The organism is Bifidobacterium sp. VU/mBH4 (B4) (genome assembly GCF_058199535.1).
The window spans coordinates 489,855-505,620 of the sequence record NZ_JBVPQJ010000001.1 but is presented as its reverse complement, the minus strand read 5'-3'; the positions used below and the strand labels follow the sequence as shown (position 1 = coordinate 505,620).

At 57.0% G+C, this 15,766-nt stretch carries 13 protein-coding genes; 5 read left to right on the top strand and 8 right to left on the bottom strand.

All coding sequences use genetic code 11. The features are described 5' to 3' along the window. Positions 1 to 195: 195 nt before the first annotated feature. Positions 196 to 2,859, bottom strand: a complete 2,664-nt coding sequence (locus tag AC0AII_RS02200) for a DUF8744 domain-containing protein (RefSeq protein ID WP_490445923.1) — start codon at positions 2,857 to 2,859, stop codon at positions 196 to 198. Between the two features lie 58 nt (positions 2,860 to 2,917). Between AC0AII_RS02200 and AC0AII_RS02195 the strand changes: the two genes are divergently transcribed. Genes AC0AII_RS02195 through AC0AII_RS02185 form a run of 3 tightly spaced genes read left to right on the top strand, consistent with a single transcriptional unit; the run spans position 2,918 to position 4,655 of the window. Then, positions 2,918 to 3,670, top strand: a complete 753-nt coding sequence (locus AC0AII_RS02195) for a helix-turn-helix transcriptional regulator (RefSeq protein WP_490445922.1) — start codon at positions 2,918 to 2,920, stop codon at positions 3,668 to 3,670. Then, entirely contained in the window at positions 3,667 to 4,053 is a 387-nt protein-coding gene (gene fdxA / locus AC0AII_RS02190; RefSeq protein ID WP_490445921.1) for a ferredoxin, read from the top strand. The genes AC0AII_RS02195 and fdxA overlap by 4 nt, the downstream gene beginning before the upstream one ends. Further along, positions 4,050 to 4,655 carry a DNA-3-methyladenine glycosylase gene (locus AC0AII_RS02185; protein ID WP_490445920.1) on the top strand — a complete coding sequence of 202 codons (606 nt, stop codon included), beginning with the start codon at positions 4,050 to 4,052 and terminating at the stop codon, positions 4,653 to 4,655. Before fdxA ends, AC0AII_RS02185 begins: the two co-directional genes overlap by 4 nt. Before the next feature lie 47 nt (positions 4,656 to 4,702). Here AC0AII_RS02185 and AC0AII_RS02180 read toward each other — a convergent pair whose 3' ends face one another. From AC0AII_RS02180 to AC0AII_RS02160, 5 genes are all read right to left on the bottom strand, one after another. After that, on the bottom strand, positions 4,703 to 5,905 hold the full coding sequence (locus tag AC0AII_RS02180; protein WP_490445919.1) for an MFS transporter: 1,203 nt from the start codon (positions 5,903 to 5,905) through the stop codon (positions 4,703 to 4,705). Positions 5,906 to 6,005: 100 nt separating this feature from the next. Then, complete coding sequence (locus tag AC0AII_RS02175; RefSeq protein ID WP_490445918.1) at positions 6,006 to 7,187, bottom strand: SLC13 family permease; 1,182 nt, start codon at positions 7,185 to 7,187, stop codon at positions 6,006 to 6,008. Between the two features lie 244 nt (positions 7,188 to 7,431). Beyond that, entirely contained in the window at positions 7,432 to 8,880 is a 1,449-nt protein-coding gene (gene uriT, locus AC0AII_RS02170) for a uridine transporter UriT (protein ID WP_490445917.1), read from the bottom strand. A gap of 5 nt (positions 8,881 to 8,885) precedes the next feature. After that, the gene (gene uriH / locus AC0AII_RS02165) at positions 8,886 to 9,830 is read right to left on the bottom strand and encodes a uridine-preferring nucleoside hydrolase UriH (protein ID WP_445340283.1); all 945 of its coding nucleotides are present in this window, start codon (positions 9,828 to 9,830) and stop codon (positions 8,886 to 8,888) included. A gap of 105 nt (positions 9,831 to 9,935) precedes the next feature. Beyond that, positions 9,936 to 12,086 carry a DUF2075 domain-containing protein gene (locus tag AC0AII_RS02160; protein WP_490446091.1) on the bottom strand — a complete coding sequence of 717 codons (2,151 nt, stop codon included), beginning with the start codon at positions 12,084 to 12,086 and terminating at the stop codon, positions 9,936 to 9,938. A gap of 67 nt (positions 12,087 to 12,153) precedes the next feature. Between AC0AII_RS02160 and AC0AII_RS02155 the strand changes: the two genes are divergently transcribed. After that, complete coding sequence (locus AC0AII_RS02155) at positions 12,154 to 12,486, top strand: nucleotide pyrophosphohydrolase (RefSeq protein WP_490445916.1); 333 nt, start codon at positions 12,154 to 12,156, stop codon at positions 12,484 to 12,486. Between the two features lie 10 nt (positions 12,487 to 12,496). Here the strand turns inward: AC0AII_RS02155 and AC0AII_RS02150 are convergent, their stop codons facing one another. Both AC0AII_RS02150 and AC0AII_RS02145 read right to left on the bottom strand, forming a co-directional pair. Continuing rightward, positions 12,497 to 13,270, bottom strand: a complete 774-nt coding sequence (locus AC0AII_RS02150) for an HAD family hydrolase (protein ID WP_490445915.1) — start codon at positions 13,268 to 13,270, stop codon at positions 12,497 to 12,499. 50 nt (positions 13,271 to 13,320) lie between these two features. Beyond that, positions 13,321 to 13,557, bottom strand: coding sequence for a helix-turn-helix domain-containing protein (locus tag AC0AII_RS02145; RefSeq protein WP_231575814.1), 237 nt, complete (start codon positions 13,555 to 13,557; stop codon positions 13,321 to 13,323). Positions 13,558 to 13,834: 277 nt separating this feature from the next. On the opposite strand from AC0AII_RS02145, the gene AC0AII_RS02140 reads away from it, so the two are divergent. After that, a complete protein-coding gene (locus tag AC0AII_RS02140; protein WP_490445914.1) occupies positions 13,835 to 15,754 on the top strand; it encodes an alpha/beta hydrolase in 1,920 nt (639 codons plus the stop codon). The last annotated feature ends 12 nt before the right edge of the window (positions 15,755 to 15,766 follow it).

Below are 15,766 nucleotides of genomic sequence, written 5' to 3'. Positions count from 1 at the left end.
ACACAGCTGCTGATCACCATCTTCGTTCTCTTCATCAACTCTCTCATCTCTTCGATCTAGGACATCGTTGAAGGTGCGCAAGTTTTTGGCTCACATCCAGGTTTGCCTTACCACATGGACGGCAAGGTACTCCAGCTGCAGGATTGGAGAAGACAGACAATCAGCAGAGCTTGGCACAGACGTCGTCTGATCGCGTCACGACACCCGCAGGATACCGTGAGCGCCCTTTTCAGCCAGGCTCATCACGTGGTTGACTATGGAATAGTCGCCAGGCTGATCGACCTTGAGCTCTACAAAGCCGCCTTGGGCCGGCAGCAGGGGCAGGACCTGGGCTCCGGCTGATGAGGATGAGGCAGCAGTGGAATTCCCTCGAGAACCTCCACCGATCAGATAGCGGCCCTCAGTCCAGACCGTATCGAACTGGGTTCCCACAATATGGAAGGACAACGGCTGGTTGGGTCCGGCATCCAGAACCCAGATGCGGACCCTTTGCCCCTTCCCCAGCTTGAGCGGGTGGGCGTCATATTGAAAGGCCCGTCCGTTGAAGGTCATAATGTCCGGGCTCATGGCCGCCACCTTTTCGGGATCGGCAGTCCCTCCATTGGATCCCAGATAAATTTCAGACTGAACCAGAACATACTCCGCAGCCACTGGCGGTAGGGTGCCGTCATCCACGACCACCGCCCCATACATGCCGTTGGCTATATGGTTTGACATGGGGTCGCTGCTGCAGTGGTACATCCAAATGCCAGCCCGATCAGCGGTGAAGGTGTACAGGAGCTCCTTGCCCGGCTCTATGTTGCGCATCATGGTCTGGGGAACGGCCGGGCCGGCATGAAAGTCGATGGAATGGCTCATGCTTCCCATGTTCCTGATGGTGACTTCAAAGGTGTCTCCCACCCGGCCTCTGAGCACCGGACCCTGAGCCAGGGGCCGCGACCCCTTATCGCGTGGATCGCTCGCGTCGTCGAAGCTCCAGACCGTGTGCTCAATCCCTGCCGCCACCTGCCCCTTGCGCTCTTTGACCTCCAGCGTGTACTTTCTGGTTCCTGCCTTCCCCTGGTCATCCAAGGGTGGAAGACCCGCCTTGGCCGGGTCGCTCTTCTCGGCCTGCAACTTGAGCTTGGCGGCTGATGGGACATGGCCTAGGGCTGTCTTCCCAGTGGAGGACTGACCTGGCTCGGCAACAGTTCCGCCCTGTGTTTCGATCTTGAGCTCCATGCCCATCTGGCGATGTCCTGCCAGTGAGCACCATCCCAAGGTATCCGCACCTAGGACCCCCACGTCGACCGAGACGCTCTGACCTACAGGGACGGATCCTGTGCTCTTGCCATTGGCGAAAACCAGGTCGTGCCGCTGATCTCCGGTGTTGCGAAAATCCACAACCAGCCGGTCGCCTGCCTTGATGGTGATAGTATCCGGCACAAAGGCCATCCCCTTTACCTTGATCGAGGCTCTGCTGGTGTGACCCGTCGGTTGGACGCTCTTCGACGATGCCTCCTGGACGCCTCCGGCACGAGGTGCTGCCCCGACCGAGACAGCCAACGTCGGCCGCAGGGCCATCACGGTCACGGCGGCCACGAGGACCAGCACAGCAGCCGAGGTGGCAATCAGGTCCGTTCTCAGTGCCAGGGTCCCCACGCGTTCGCTTTGCGAACCCTTGGGCTGGCGCCGACGGTAGCGCTTGGATGCCAGGATCTGCTTGCCACGAGCAGCCAGGTAGACCACAGTCAGCATCATGGAGAGGATTCCCAGAACATTCAGCAGGTTTCCCGCCTTCCACAAGGGTGTGTAGAGTCGGATGGCTCCGAGGAGCCTGATCAGCAAGCCAATCTGCATAAGCGCCCAGGCACCCCAAAGGAGGGGATGGAAGGGCAGAGGCCTGCGAATGACCGAAGGGACGATCATGCAGACATGGGCGATGACCATGGTCATGATGAATCCCACAGCCAGCGCGTGCAGTGCCATGTCGCCCCAGTAGGTGCTGGAATCCAGGGGTGCCGCCATCCAGATGAGGGCAGCCAGAAGTCCCCAGGCGTAGGCCGACAGCATGCAGGTGCCCATGAATCCCGGCAGGCCGCCATGACGGAAGGTGCCCTTGGCCACATCATGACTGGCCATGACCAGGAGGAGCAAGCCCAATGACAGGCCCAGAAGCGGATAGCCGACCGAAGGCGCCATGGCTTGGATCGGCAGCATCAGGACAGTCAGGAGACTGAGCCCCAAAATTCCCGATTCGAGACGAATATCCGAAAAGACCGCCCTGGCCAGCTCCACCCGCTCCCCCACGATGGTCAGAATCAGAAAGAAGAGCCAGGTTGGAGCCAGAACCGAGGCATCCAATCCTACAACCCATGCAGCAGCTCCGACCAGACCAACCAGGGATCCGAGGACCTGTATGAGCACCTCTGCAGAAGGCTGCCGACGCCAGATGGCCAAGTACATGGCTGTCAGAACCAACATGGACAACGTCCACGGAATTCCGCCAAAAAGCTCCACCCTGACCCATGCTGGGGCATCACCATGGCTTGAAACCATCAACGACAGCAGGCAGAGCAGAGACCCCAGCAAGCCCAAGGCAGGAGCAAAAAATCCCCAGGAGGGTTTGCTGGATCCGCCGCTACGGTAGGCCACTGCCCTCTCCAGGCCAATGGCTGCGCCCAAAAACCCATAGACCATGAGCCCGCCGTGCAGGTCAGCCAGCGGCACCCTGCCTGAAGGGCGAATCAGATCCGCGCGAATCAGCGCCGCAACAAGGCCAAGCAATGCAGCCAGACCTGCGCCGATGAGGAGGGCCATCCTGGACCTGGGCAAGGCCGTCCTACCGCCGGATTTGCGCATCTTTGGGTCATCCTGCATGGGTCTGTCCGCCTTGTCCTGGGTTGATAATTGATTGGATAGTTATACAATTTAATCGATGAGTCAGGAAATTCAAGCCCGCAAGCAATGGATCCAAGCCCCCGCCAAGCGCAGAAGCGGGGAGGAGATCCGCTCCGCAATCATGGATTACCTGCATACGGCAGCCGAACAGACCGGTGCAGGACTAACCGCGCAGCAGATCGGAGCAGCCTTCGGCATCCATCCGACGACCGCTCGTTTCCATCTTGAACGCCTGGTCGAACAGGGTAAGGCAGTCCGTCAAAGAACAGGCAGTGACAGCCAGTCAGCCGGTCGAGGCAGACCTGCTGTCATCTACTCCCCCACATCCATGAACCAAGCCAGGGAGGATATGATCTCCTCGCTCTGCACGGCTCTGGAAACTGCCTGTCCTGATGCACGGAGCAAGGATGAGGCCGCCTTGAAAGCGGGGCAGGCATGGGGTCGTGCCCTAGCTCAGCGGGACAAGATCAATGCAGGAAAAAGTGTGCCATCGAGCATGACGCAGACGCTGCTGGATGCTCTGACCACCTTAGGTTTTGCACCGGTGAGAGTGCGGCCGGATTCAGCAAGCTGGTATCTGACCGCATGCCCCTTTCTGGAAAGCGTCAGCAACCATCCCATTATCTGCAAGATTCATTTAGGAATGATCCAAGGGCTGGCAAACGGCAGCAATAAGGGGGCCGGCGACAAAAAAGCCCATGTAGTGTTGAAACCCCTGTCATCGCCAAAAGGATGCTTCCTGAAAGCAGCAAAAGCGGACAACCAATCAAAAAGGAGAGCAAAGCAATGACCTACGTGATTGCCCAACCTTGCGTGGACGTCAAGGACAAGGCCTGCGTAGATGAGTGCCCGGTGGATTGCATCTACGAGGGCCCCAGGAACCTGTACATCAACCCCAACGAATGCATCGACTGCGGCGCCTGCGAGCCGGTCTGCCCTGTGGAGGCGATCTTCTATGAAGAGGACCTGCCAGAGGAATGGACCTGGTTCAAGGATGCTTCCGAAGACTTCTTTGCCCAGGTCGGTGATGCCGGCGGCGCCCAGGCCCAGGAACCCTACGATCACGACCATCCACAGATCGCCGCCCTGCCCCACCAGGATAACTTCGTCTGCGTTCAGCCCGAATCACGCGGCCAGCGCGCGGTCTGGGTCCGCAAGGACCAGGCGGAATGAAAGCCGGTTCAAGCCAGGACGATCATCTGGTCTTCCCGGACTTTCTGGACCGCCCTGTCGATCAGGCCGCCCGCCTGCTTCTGGGCTGCCTGATCATTCGGGACTACGATCCGGAAGGCGAACAGGCCAGGGTTCGGATCGTGGAAACCGAAGCCTACGATCAGAATGATCCGGCCAGCCATGCCTATCACGGGCGGTCGGCGCGCAACGCTGCCCTCTTCGGCCCCAGCGGACACATGTACGTCTACTTCACCTATGGAATGCACTACTGCCTGAACATCTCCTGCCAGGAGGACGGATTCGGCGCCGGGGTGCTGATTCGAGCCTGCCAGCCAGTGCAGGGTCTGGGCCTTCTGCGCAATCACAGGCGCGGTCGTCACCCGGACCGGGATCTGACCAACGGGCCCGCCAAGCTCTGTCAGGCATTGGACATCGACAAGCGCTACTACGGCCATGACCTGAGAATACCGCCCATCCGCTTGGCAGCCGCCGGGCTGGCCCAGGACGAGACCATCAAGGCAACCCCCCGAATAGGCATATCCCGCGCCAAAGAGACTCTGCGAAGGTTCGTCATCACAGGCAATCCCTATCTGTCTCGATAAGCGAGCGAAATGCTTCACTGTTGGCTCCCACGGTCTAACAGCGTGGGTCATTGCTCAATGAAGCGTGACTCGACACAGCTCTGGAAGCGGACGAGCAAGAGCATGACTGCAGCCAGCAGAGCGATGATCAGCATGCCCATGAAACTGCCGGTCACCGGATCCAGACCAAACGCTGACGAGAAAGCCTTGAAGACCCAGGTGGATGCCGTAAAACCGAGGCTGGTGGTGGCTGAAAAGACCCCCATGACCAGCGGATAGCGCTTGTGCTCAGTCAGATTGGACAGATAGAAGGGGCAGGTGGCCATATTGATGGCGCTACCCGACCCAATCAGAAACGCCGATAAACAAACCAGCGGGAATGAGCGGGTGGTCAGGAAAAGCAGGGCGCCCAAGGCCATCAGAAGGAAGGCGACCGGAATGGTCCATTGCCGGCATACCCGCTTGATGCCGTTGATGCTTAGCCCGACCACGACCGAGGAACCCGTGTTGAACATCAGGGCCACCCCGGCTGCGCTGGTGCCACCCAAGCCGTACTTGGCTATGTAGACCGCGAGCTTGTTGTACAGGACCGCGACCAGGAAAATGCTCAGAAACCCGATGAGAATACAGGAAATGGTAGCCCACCAGCATTGTCCGCTTTTTTGAGAGGACGATGCCTCGGATCTTACGGCCTTTTCCGACTCCTCCTCGACAGCGCCGACCCCGGGGACCATGAAGATGACCAAGACCAGGGCAGGCAAGGCCAGAAAATAGAGCCAATAGTTGTGCAGCCAACCTCCCTTGGCCAGAACACCACCCAGGGCGAGGACCAGCATGGAAGAGCCATCCTGAACAGCCAGGACCAGCCCCATCAGCGCCGCCAACTGCTTCCCGCGGAAGAACCTGGCCGACAGGCTGGGCAGAACTGTAGTGGCGATACCCACGCCGAACCCGACAACCAAAGCAAAGAGAAGAAGCTGACTCACGCTGCCATGCACAACCAAGGGCATCAAGCCGCCCAGGGCGACACACAGACAGCTGATGCAGGCAGCTGTTCTGAAACTCATTCTGGTCAAAAGTTGACCGAACAGAAGAGCTGAAACTATGGCAGCCGAGGAGCCTATGGAAACCACCGACTCGACAGTGGAAGCATCGGCGCGAGGAAAGGATGCCTGAATGGCCGCCACGGAGGGAGAGATGATGGAGTCAAACCGCGACATGATGGCCAAGGCCATGATTCCGACCAGAACCCCAAGATTCCGTCTGGTCAATATCCCTGTGTTCTTAGGCTTAGACGCGCACGGGTCCGGTTCCACCGTTGCTGCCTCCCTCTCAATATCAGCGGCACCATTCCTGGTTGATGGGGGTAGTCTACTCCAGCAGCAGGGCCATGCCAACCAACACGACGAGGAAGAGCAGATTAAAAGCGGTATAGATTTTCAGGTAATCGCCTTTCTTGCCCGGATACTGCTTGACCACAGCCTTGTAGGAAATCAGTGAGGCCATCGAAGCAACCAGGGTGCCGAGCCCGCCCAGGTTGGTACCCAGAATGATCGGGCGCCAGGCTGTCGAAAAACCTGAGACCAGCAGGGCTGTGGGCACATTGCTGATGACCTGGCTGCACAGGACCGAGGTAATCAAAGGGTGGATATTGACCAGGCTGCTGACCAGGTTGTAGAACTGGGGGATCCGTCTGGCATTGCCTATAAAGATGAAGAAAGCCACGAAGGTCAGGAGCAGTCCCCAATCCACATGCAGAAAGACCCGCCTGTCGCAGATCAGAAAGGTCACTGCCACCACCAGGACCATGGCCCACTGGGGAATCAGCTTGGCCACACCGAGCAGGCAGACAAGAAAGAGCAGGAGGTAGATGGCGATGCGCCATCCGCTGGACTGCTGCATCTCCTTGACCTGAGGCTGTATGCCCTCCTCCCTGGGCGCTAGTATGCTGCGGCGAATCTCTTGCGCATCCATGCCCTCGAACTTGTTCAAATGCTGATTCCTGAAAACGAACCAGCAGCATGGGAAGAGCATCAGGGCTGCAGCCAGGGCATAAGGCGCCATGAGGAGGAGGAACTCCCCGGCAGGCATCTCGGAGCGGGCCTTGAGGTATAAGTTGTGGGCGTTGCCGATGGGCGTCAGCATGCTACCCACATTGGCGCCCAAGGTCATCAGGGCGACGATCAGCAGGGCATGGTTCTCCAGGCCGGCCATGATGAGAACAGCAATGGCGAAAGGCACGAAGGTGACCAGGGCTACATCGTTCGTGATGAACATGCTGGAGAAGAAAGGAAGGGAAACCAGCACCAAGGCCAGGCCCCGCACCGATCGGACACGACTCAGCAGGCCGGCACCAATGGCATGGAAGACCCCGATGCGCTGAAATCCGCAGACCACCATCATGAGGGATCCCAACTGGGTAAGGGTATTGACGTGGATGTAGCCAAGATACTGCCGGTCGGGAGGAATGAGGATGCAGGATACGAGAGCGATGACTGCCGCGACGACCAGGACGGTTTCGTTCTTCAGCAGTCCGATCACCCGATGTTGCATGGTCACCTCCGGCGAACGAATTCCTCACTTAGTTTACGCGCCCGCCCACTGCTTACAGGGCCTCTCCTGGCGCTATTTTCCGCCCCTAAGCCCGGGGTCGGGGACACTCGGCGCTACTGGCTGCTAGCTTGACTGGCCCCGACTTTTGACCCTTGTCGGATACGCATAGAGTCGGATGCCTATGAGACATGGAAAGGGGTCCTGCGAATCAGTACATCCGCAGGACCCCTATCACACCGGAATATTACCTGTCGTTCATTTGTCCCGGTTCGGGAATCAGATAGGACAGAGCCAAGGCGATCAGCACCAGCACGCCGCCGCCGATCATAGCCGCAATGTATCCAGTACGGGCTCCGCCGGATACTGCCAAGCCGCTCATGCATGCATAGAGGACCGCATAGCTCAGGCCTGAGCCCAGGTTGAAGGCTCCGGCGTTGAGTCCCGGCAGATAACCAGTGTTGTCCGCAGGAGACAGAACCACGCCCAGCCCATTGAGCATAATGTTAGCCGTCCCTGCGTAGGAGACACCTAGGATCAGGGAGAGCGCCACCAGGCTCCAGATGCTGGGAACCAGGCAGACGTAGATGCCAAAGACCAGTCCCAGAACGCTGACAAGCTGACCGACTCTCAGAACCTTGAGATAGCCGAAGCGCGAGGCCAGCATCCCAGCCACAGGGCCAAAGACCAGACCGACCAGGGCATATGGGGTCAGCGTCGCAAAGGAGACGATGCTGGCCTTCAAGCCGACGCCGACCTCGCCATCCTGAGCAAGCGCCGGAACGATCCCGTTCATGATGGCGAAGACGCCGACCATGGTGGTCAGAGTCGTCAGCAGAAGGCCCCAGGTGCGCCGCTGCTTGAGGTAGGTGGTAGTGACCATGGGTGCCGACGTGGTGCTTTCGACTTTCCAGAAGATCATGAAGAAGACCGCAGCAACCAGGATCTCGACGACCACCAGGATCCAGCGCGCCTGAGCCAGCTTCTCGACCTCGTTGATAGCCAGGTAGGCCGCCAGGAAGGCTATGCAGAGGAAGACCACGCCGGCCCAGTCCATGCGGGGACGATCGTCTGCATAGCTCTCGCGGGCGAAAACTGCTACTAGGAGGACAGCAATCACTGCAATGGCCACCATGAACCAGAAGACCGACCGGAAGCCGAAGGTGCCGGCCAGCCAACCGCCTAGGATGGCATCCACGCCTCCGATGCCACCGTTGACCGCCGTCAAAACGGCCATGAGCTTGGCGTAGCGGGCCTCATCGGTCACTTCGGCATGCAGCATGATCAGGGTCATGGGTACGACCGGACCGGCCACTCCTTGAATGACGCGCCCAATCATCAGCATCGTCACATTGGGAGCCAGAGCGGAGACCACGCATCCCAGCGCCGTCAGGCTCAGCATGCCCAGCAGCACCTTCTTGCGGCCGGCCAAATCGCCCAGCCGAGGCAGGAAGAGGGAGAAGACGGCACAGGAGGTGAAGAACACCGTTTGTGTCAGACCAATGCTGGAGCTGCTGGCATTGAGCTCGGTTTCCATGGTCGTTAGGGCCGGCGAGAGCATGGAGGCGTTGAGCTGGAAGGCGAAGACGGCGGCCATCAGGGCCGTCATCAAGGCGACAATAGAAGCGCCAGAGCCACCAGCGGTCGTGGCAGCGGGCTTGTCAGTCTTGGGTGCGGCTGCGTTCGAAGTCTTCATTGATTTCAACCAATCGTGGTGATGGCCTTGACCACCAGGTCCCAGAATCCCTGGAAGTCCAGCTTGACAGCCACCTGGGTGTGGCAGTCCTCAGCAGAGGGCTCAGGGCCGCGCAGATCGGCCACGGTCATCCCGCAGGTCAAGTCCCCGCGCAGCTCCACATCAACCGGGCAACGACGGGTGCTCACAACAGAGGGGTCGATCAAATAGGCCACAGTGCAGGGATCATGCACAGGCGGATCCACGAAGTCCTGGTTGTCCTGGTAGGACTTGCGGAAGAAGTCCATCAACCCGCTGACGAAATGGGCCAGATCGGTGCCGATGCCCTCAATGCGCTGCTGAACCTCGGGGGTGCACAGTGCCTGATGAGTCAGATCCAGCCCCACCATGGTGACCGGCCAGGGCTCGTTGAAGACGATATGTGCGGCCTCGGGATCCACCTTGATGTTGAATTCAGCAACAGCGCTCCAGTTGCCCACATGGTAGCCGCCACCCATGAGCACAACCTCTTGAACGCGATCGACAATGCGGGGTTCCTTGCGAACGGCCATAGCGATGTTGGTCAGGGGTCCAGTGGGAACCAGAGTCACCGTGCCCGGCTCCTCGCGCATGATGGTCTCGATGATCCAATCGACAGCGTGGCCAGGATCCAGGGGTCGGGTAGGCTCGGGGAGCTCGACACCGTCCAGACCCGTCTGGCCGTGGATGGAGGCGGCTACTTCCTGAGGACGCACCAAGGGCCTATCACATCCGGCATGGACCGGCACCTGGCGCGCATGAGCCTTTTCCAGCACAGCCCTCGCGTTGTAGGTAACCTTGTCCAGACTCTGGTTGCCGCCAACCGTAGTCACTCCGATCAGGTCGATCCGCGGATCGCCTACTGCCAGAAGGATAGCCACCGCATCGTCATGACCTGGATCGCAGTCCAGGATGATCTTGCGCGTCGTCATATACTCGCCTGCGCCTTTCTCATGAATATGTCCTGGGCCATGGATCATGGCCCAGGACATGATACCCCTGATTGGCATTCAATCCTTGTAGGCGCGTTAAGCTGGTCAGTCCTGGACGCGGGCGAACCCACCCACTGCCCAGGCCAGTCGATTCCGAAGCTCGGGATCGACTGCGAATAGCCCCAATCCGTGCACCCCTCGTTTGAGCAACACATTGAACTCATGACGAAGGTTATCCACAGGATTCATCTCTGGCTCCGACCGATGATTAGTCGCCAGTGTGTTGCAACTGAACTTCGGTTCGAATTTGATCTTTCCATTCCTATAAGTGACTGATGGTCCAATGATGACCCCCGCGTAGTTGAGGTCAAAACCTTGGATGGTGAATATGGAGCCCACCTCATCGATGGTGAAGGGCAGCTCGGCCCAGGCAATCCGGTGATTTGCAGCAGAGTTTCCCTGGGCCTCATATAGCTCGTAATTCCAAGGCATGGCGAATTCACCATCCCCTTCCTGACCCTCTTCAGCCCACACCCACTGGCCTGAATCCCCTTGGCGCAGTACAACCTGCCAATGACGGGAGGAATCCAGTGGATCCGGGTGTTTCTTGCTGCTGTAAGGCCAGTCATAGGTGGCCAGGAGTCGGCAAAGGCCCAAGGAGCCATCTCCCCTTTGCTCCCTGTCTTTATAACGAATAAACTCCCTTAAATCCTTGGGCGAATCAAAAACCTTAATCTCATAAGGATGCTCCCAAGGATCCGGATGCAGTGGTTCAATGACGCCATCTTTGGCTGTCATCCGATCCAGCCAGGCGCAGGTTGCAGGGTCAGCCTGAATACGCATCTGTTGATCCAAACGAACATGACTGACCTGGAAGGTATCCTCGTGCGCTTGACCGTCCCGTGACTTTTCGCGGATATGCATTGGTTGCGAGAAGGCCTTGTCATGCTCGGAACCAGTCAATCCCAGAAGCCGACTTTCCTGGGCATCCACGAACTGGGACCCACGCAAGACTTGTTCGGGATCGAAGACCACGATGGCTACTTTTGCCCGCCGTAGGATGTCATAGAGCTGGTTGCTTCCGGAGTAGCTCTGCGACCCTTGCGTCAGCAACAGGTGCGCCTCGTCAATCAGCACCACATCCGCCTTGGCATCGACGCTATTCATGGGGTCAGCTGCCCTGCCTGTGGACCGGCCATTTCGATTGGTGTGCTTGCTGAATCGGTTGATGAACTGGACAGCTCCAACCACACACTGACCGCGTTTCTTCTGCAATCCCAGCTTCAGAGCCATCTGGTTGTAGACATTAGCCTGCTCGGTCTGGTTGACAATAATGTAGGAACGCTGCCTGGCCTTTGACGAATGGTTATCGTCCTTGTCGTTCAAATTTCCATAGATGCCATATCTAGCACATATTTGATAGAAGAGATGGCTGAGCAAAACGGTCTTGCCAGTCCCTGACATACCCTGAACGACAATGACCTGGGTATCGGCGTCACCATCAATCTGCACCGGGCCCGTCGACTCCGTCATCGAGTGGAAACCTTCGCCAGGGTTTTGAATAATCACCGACTCCAACACATGAAGAACAGCCTCTTCAGCCCGCCGTTGTTCGTCGGTGAGTTTGCGGAAGGGCGAGGCTTTGAACAGAGCAGAGTCCAGGATCGTCTTCTCTTCCGGGAACAGATCGGGCTCCATTTCATGCAGAGTCTGCCAAGCCTTGGAAAAGATGCTGTCGAATTCATCGCTGGTGTAGTACATGTCCTGAGCGTTGGTTCTACGGTTCATAACCAGTTTGACCGCGTCGACGCTCTGCATATACCCCATCAGCCGATTTTCCATATCCAAGGTCAAGGACTTATTGAAGTGGCGATCGCCGATGATGTATTGACAAACCCTGTCCTGATGATTGCGCATGAATCGCACCAGGCGTTCCCAATCCGTCCGGGTCCGTGGGTCCAGCTCAATATGCTGCCTGGTTCGAGAACGGATATCGTTGGTTTCCCCGACGTAAACCACATAAGGAGGCTCACCGCCATGCTTTTTGCTGCTGTCCCTTTCGTCGGCAGAGACGATATACACGGTGGGATATCGTAGGAACAGCTCCTCAAGCAGCCTCCTCTCCACCTTACTGCCCTGACCGCCAACAACTTTCGTCCGCTTGTACTCGGTAATAGCCTTGGAAAAATCCTCATCTTTGAAATCGCCATAGGGCAGCGTCATCACCACAGGCTGCGGCGCGCTTGATGAATCCATGGTTTTCACTATGCCACGAACCCACACCAATCTGATGGCAGGAGGGCCGGCTGATAGGCTCGAAATCATGATCAGCAAGGAAACGGAAACAGCGGTGATGGATTTTGTGCACGAGCGCGACTGGGATCAATTCCACACGCCCGCCAACCTGGCCAAATCAATCTGCATCGAAGCTGCCGAGCTCTTGGAATGCTATCAGTGGGGGGACGATCCCAGGGACGGGGATGAAGGCCATGTGAGCGACGAACTGGCTGACGTGCTCACCTATTGCATCCAGCTGGCGGATCGGCTGAACCTCGACATGGATCGAATCATCATGGACAAACTGCACAGGACGGCCGACAGGTATCCAGTGGCCACTTCGCGCGGCTCCAGCCGAAAATACCGGCCCCTGCAGTAGGCGGATCGATTTAGCAAGTCTGCGCAGCTGGCGACCCCGATTGCCCGAGTCGCTTGGCGATCAGTGCGGAAAGATCATCCAAGGTGACTCCAACATAGCTATTCATGGAAGCGAACTGAGGACCCGAAGAGGTGTCGACCGGGTTGGTGCCGGTATAGGCCACAGTGGTGGCTCCCGATGCCACAGCAGAAGTGATGCCAGTCAGGGTGTCTTCGAAAGCCAAGCAAGAGACCATTTGATCAGGACTTGTGATGCCCAGCAGACCCGCCGCATGCAGATAAGGAGCGGGATCAGGCTTTTGCGCCAGTCCGTCATCCCCACACACATAGTCGGCAAAAGCTCCGTCAGGAGCCTTGGCGACCACAGCCTCAGCCATTCGGCGTGGCGAAGTAGTGACCAGAATGGAGGGGATGCCAGCCTCAACCAGATCTGCCAGGATGTCGCGGACCCCGTCGATCCAAGGCATGTGACGCTCCTCCATGGCAATCACCCCGTCGATCAACAGATCCGGAATCTTATCCTCTGGAAGGTCAAGACCCCGCTCGCGCATCACCCTTGCCACTTTGGGCAGAGGCTTGCCGGAAACCTGCCAACCCATGTCAGTATTCCAGTCTCCTCCATGCTTGCGCGCTAGATCTACCTCGGCCTGATGCCAGTAAGGCTCTGAGTCGATCAGGGTTCCGTCCATATCCCAGAAGACAGCAAGCGGTCGACGACCTTCAACAGACCAGGCTTTGTCAGCCGAACCGGCACGACTTGCTCTCTTTTGATGCTCCTTGTTCATGCATTCACCCTATCGGCAGGGCTTGTCTTGAGAATGGCTCCATCCCCGCACTACTTAGCATGAAGATCTGGCCATGGAGCAGGCAGTAACTCGTCCAGGCTCACATTAAGTACTTGAGCAACTGCCATTATGTTGATCAAACTGGGATTGGCTGGACTCCCAGGCCGTGACTGGCCATGCTCCAACTGTTGATATGCAAACCGAGAAAGGTTGGCATTATAGGCGACGAACTCTTGGCTGTAATGTAAAGCCGTTCTTCGACGTTGTATGTTCAAGCCTAATACCACGGCGTATTCCGCCCATCCGCTCGGTACTTGAGAATGTGCCACAAGGCCAAGGTATTCATAAAAAACATGTTGTCATGCCTTACCGGTAATACTATATCAGTAAGGCATCACCGGTTATCTAAACGGGGAACGATTACTGTGCTCTGTCTTGCACCAAAACTGGGCCTGTCGTAGTCGTTGCTGGTTTCGGCACCCATATATCCGATGAACAAAGAGGATCATCAATGAAAGAAACAATCCTGGACGGCTACGCAAACATCGTGAAAAGGATGAACCCATGAGAAAAACCAACATTATTCATAATCCGGCCATCGGTCTGGTCATTTCCCTAATTCTCTGTCTGGCGTATGGACTTATGTCCAATCTGGCTCAAACCGATGGGGGACGCGTTACCAAGGAGACGCTACAGATTGAATCGCCCTCAGGCCACCGATTGAGCATGGATATGCTCCAGCCAAAATCGGCTTCTCCTAAGCACCCGGCACCTGCCATTGTCTTTGCTCACGGAGGCAACACCAACAAGGAAAAAAGCGATGACTTCCAGATTGAGTGGGCTCGCAGAGGTTTCGTGGTGGTATCTTTCGACCTTTATGGCCATGGTGAATCCGAAATTCTCAATGACCAGGAATGGCTTGTGAACGGACGCGGATTGTATGACACGGTGGAATACCTCACCTCTCTCCCCTTTGTCGATGCTGATCGGATAGGGGTTTCAGGGCATTCAAGAGGCGGGAACACCATCCATGAATCCATCCTGATCGACAACAAGCGCCAGCATCCACTGATCAAGACCGTGCTCTATGTCAGCCGAGACCCGGTCTATAAGGACAACGAGACGGCCGCCTTCGGGTATGTTCCCGGCAAGACGAACGTCGTCGAAGCAGCCAAGAAGAATACCAACGGTAAGTATTTCAACTACTATCGCGAGCGCACCGTAGGAGTACTCGCCGGCAAATACGACGACTACTCTTTCAAGGAAAAAGATACGTCGACTGGCAAAATTAAGCCCAACCCGCAGTACCTCAAATCAAATAACGCACGGTCCTTCCTCAACTTCGGCATTACGCCCACTGACCATACACCTGCGGGGATCAGCGGCCGGTGGTACCGCAAGCAGATCAATGGCCATCAAGCCTCACACGTCATTTATATGGAGAACGGGACGCACGGAACAGTGCTCTTCCTATCCCAACCATGCACCGATGCTGTTCAATTCATGGTTAGGGCTTTCAACATGAAAACCGACCTTGCCGACAGCAATCATATCTATCCTGTCAAAATGGTCGGAGGGCTTCTTGGACTGATCGGCCTCATGCTCTTCATGGTCTATGGAACACTCTGTCTAGTCAGAACCAGCCTCTTCAAAAAGGCCGGCTCAGAGGAACCGGCACGCATGCGTCAAGCTGATGCTCATAAGGGAGGTTCAGTATGGCTTTGGGTCTGCCTACTGTCGGCCACCGCCTTCTCAGTTGCCAGCGCCTTGACGTTGTTCGGGCTGAAAGTCGACAAGCATATCGGCAACTACTTTCGGCAAGGTATGCCCTTGTTCTACGGTGTGTGGGGCTGCCTGAATGCCATATTCATGATCGCGTTGACAATTCTGTGGTACCGCTTGTATGCGCGAAAGAGGGGGACTAAAGTCTCGGATCTTGATCTGCCCATCGGTGGAGGAAGACTTTGGCAGACAATAACGCTTGCACTGACAGTCAGTCTTCTGGCTATATTGCTGATCTTCACATGCAAGTTCCTCTTCAACTCCGATTTCCGCTTCTGGTACTGGGCCGCCAGACCATTTACCGCTGACAAGATTCCTGAGATGCTCAAGCTACTGCCCTTCTTCCTTGTAGCCTACGGAACTACATCGGTCTTCATCAATAGCCTGAATTACTCCACCTCGTTCGGGAGGAACTCAACAGCCAACATAGGTCTGCTGGCATTCTTCAACATGCTGCCGGCTCTGCTTATAGCAGTGGTTGGATACGGGTATTTCTTCGTCACTGGAGTCAACGGCCTGTTCGGTAACAACACACAGATACCAGACTGGATGCTGACACCCTTGGTCCCGCTGGCTGTCATGCCTCTGGTGACCCGGGCGATCTACCGTCACACCAGAAATCCCTATCTGGGTGGCATCATTACCGCGATCATTGTTACTGTGATGACCTGCATCAACTCACAGATATCCTTCCCCGCCTAACGGAGAGACCAC

What these genes read in the sequence shown, in the direction of transcription:
- AC0AII_RS02200 (WP_490445923.1), bottom strand. Translation starts at nt 2,859, where the DNA reads ATGCAGGATGACCCAAAGATGCGCAAATCCGGCGGTAGGACGGCCTTG.
- AC0AII_RS02195 (WP_490445922.1), top strand. Translation starts at nt 2,918, where the DNA reads ATGAGTCAGGAAATTCAAGCCCGCAAGCAATGGATCCAAGCCCCCGCC.
- fdxA (WP_490445921.1), top strand. Translation starts at nt 3,667, where the DNA reads ATGACCTACGTGATTGCCCAACCTTGCGTGGACGTCAAGGACAAGGCC.
- AC0AII_RS02185 (WP_490445920.1), top strand. Translation starts at nt 4,050, where the DNA reads ATGAAAGCCGGTTCAAGCCAGGACGATCATCTGGTCTTCCCGGACTTT.
- AC0AII_RS02175 (WP_490445918.1), bottom strand. Translation starts at nt 7,187, where the DNA reads ATGCAACATCGGGTGATCGGACTGCTGAAGAACGAAACCGTCCTGGTC.
- uriT (WP_490445917.1), bottom strand. Translation starts at nt 8,880, where the DNA reads ATGAAGACTTCGAACGCAGCCGCACCCAAGACTGACAAGCCCGCTGCC.
- uriH (WP_445340283.1), bottom strand. Translation starts at nt 9,830, where the DNA reads ATGACGACGCGCAAGATCATCCTGGACTGCGATCCAGGTCATGACGAT.
- AC0AII_RS02160 (WP_490446091.1), bottom strand. Translation starts at nt 12,086, where the DNA reads ATGGATTCATCAAGCGCGCCGCAGCCTGTGGTGATGACGCTGCCCTAT.
- AC0AII_RS02155 (WP_490445916.1), top strand. Translation starts at nt 12,154, where the DNA reads ATGATCAGCAAGGAAACGGAAACAGCGGTGATGGATTTTGTGCACGAG.
- AC0AII_RS02150 (WP_490445915.1), bottom strand. Translation starts at nt 13,270, where the DNA reads ATGAACAAGGAGCATCAAAAGAGAGCAAGTCGTGCCGGTTCGGCTGAC.
- AC0AII_RS02140 (WP_490445914.1), top strand. Translation starts at nt 13,835, where the DNA reads ATGAGAAAAACCAACATTATTCATAATCCGGCCATCGGTCTGGTCATT.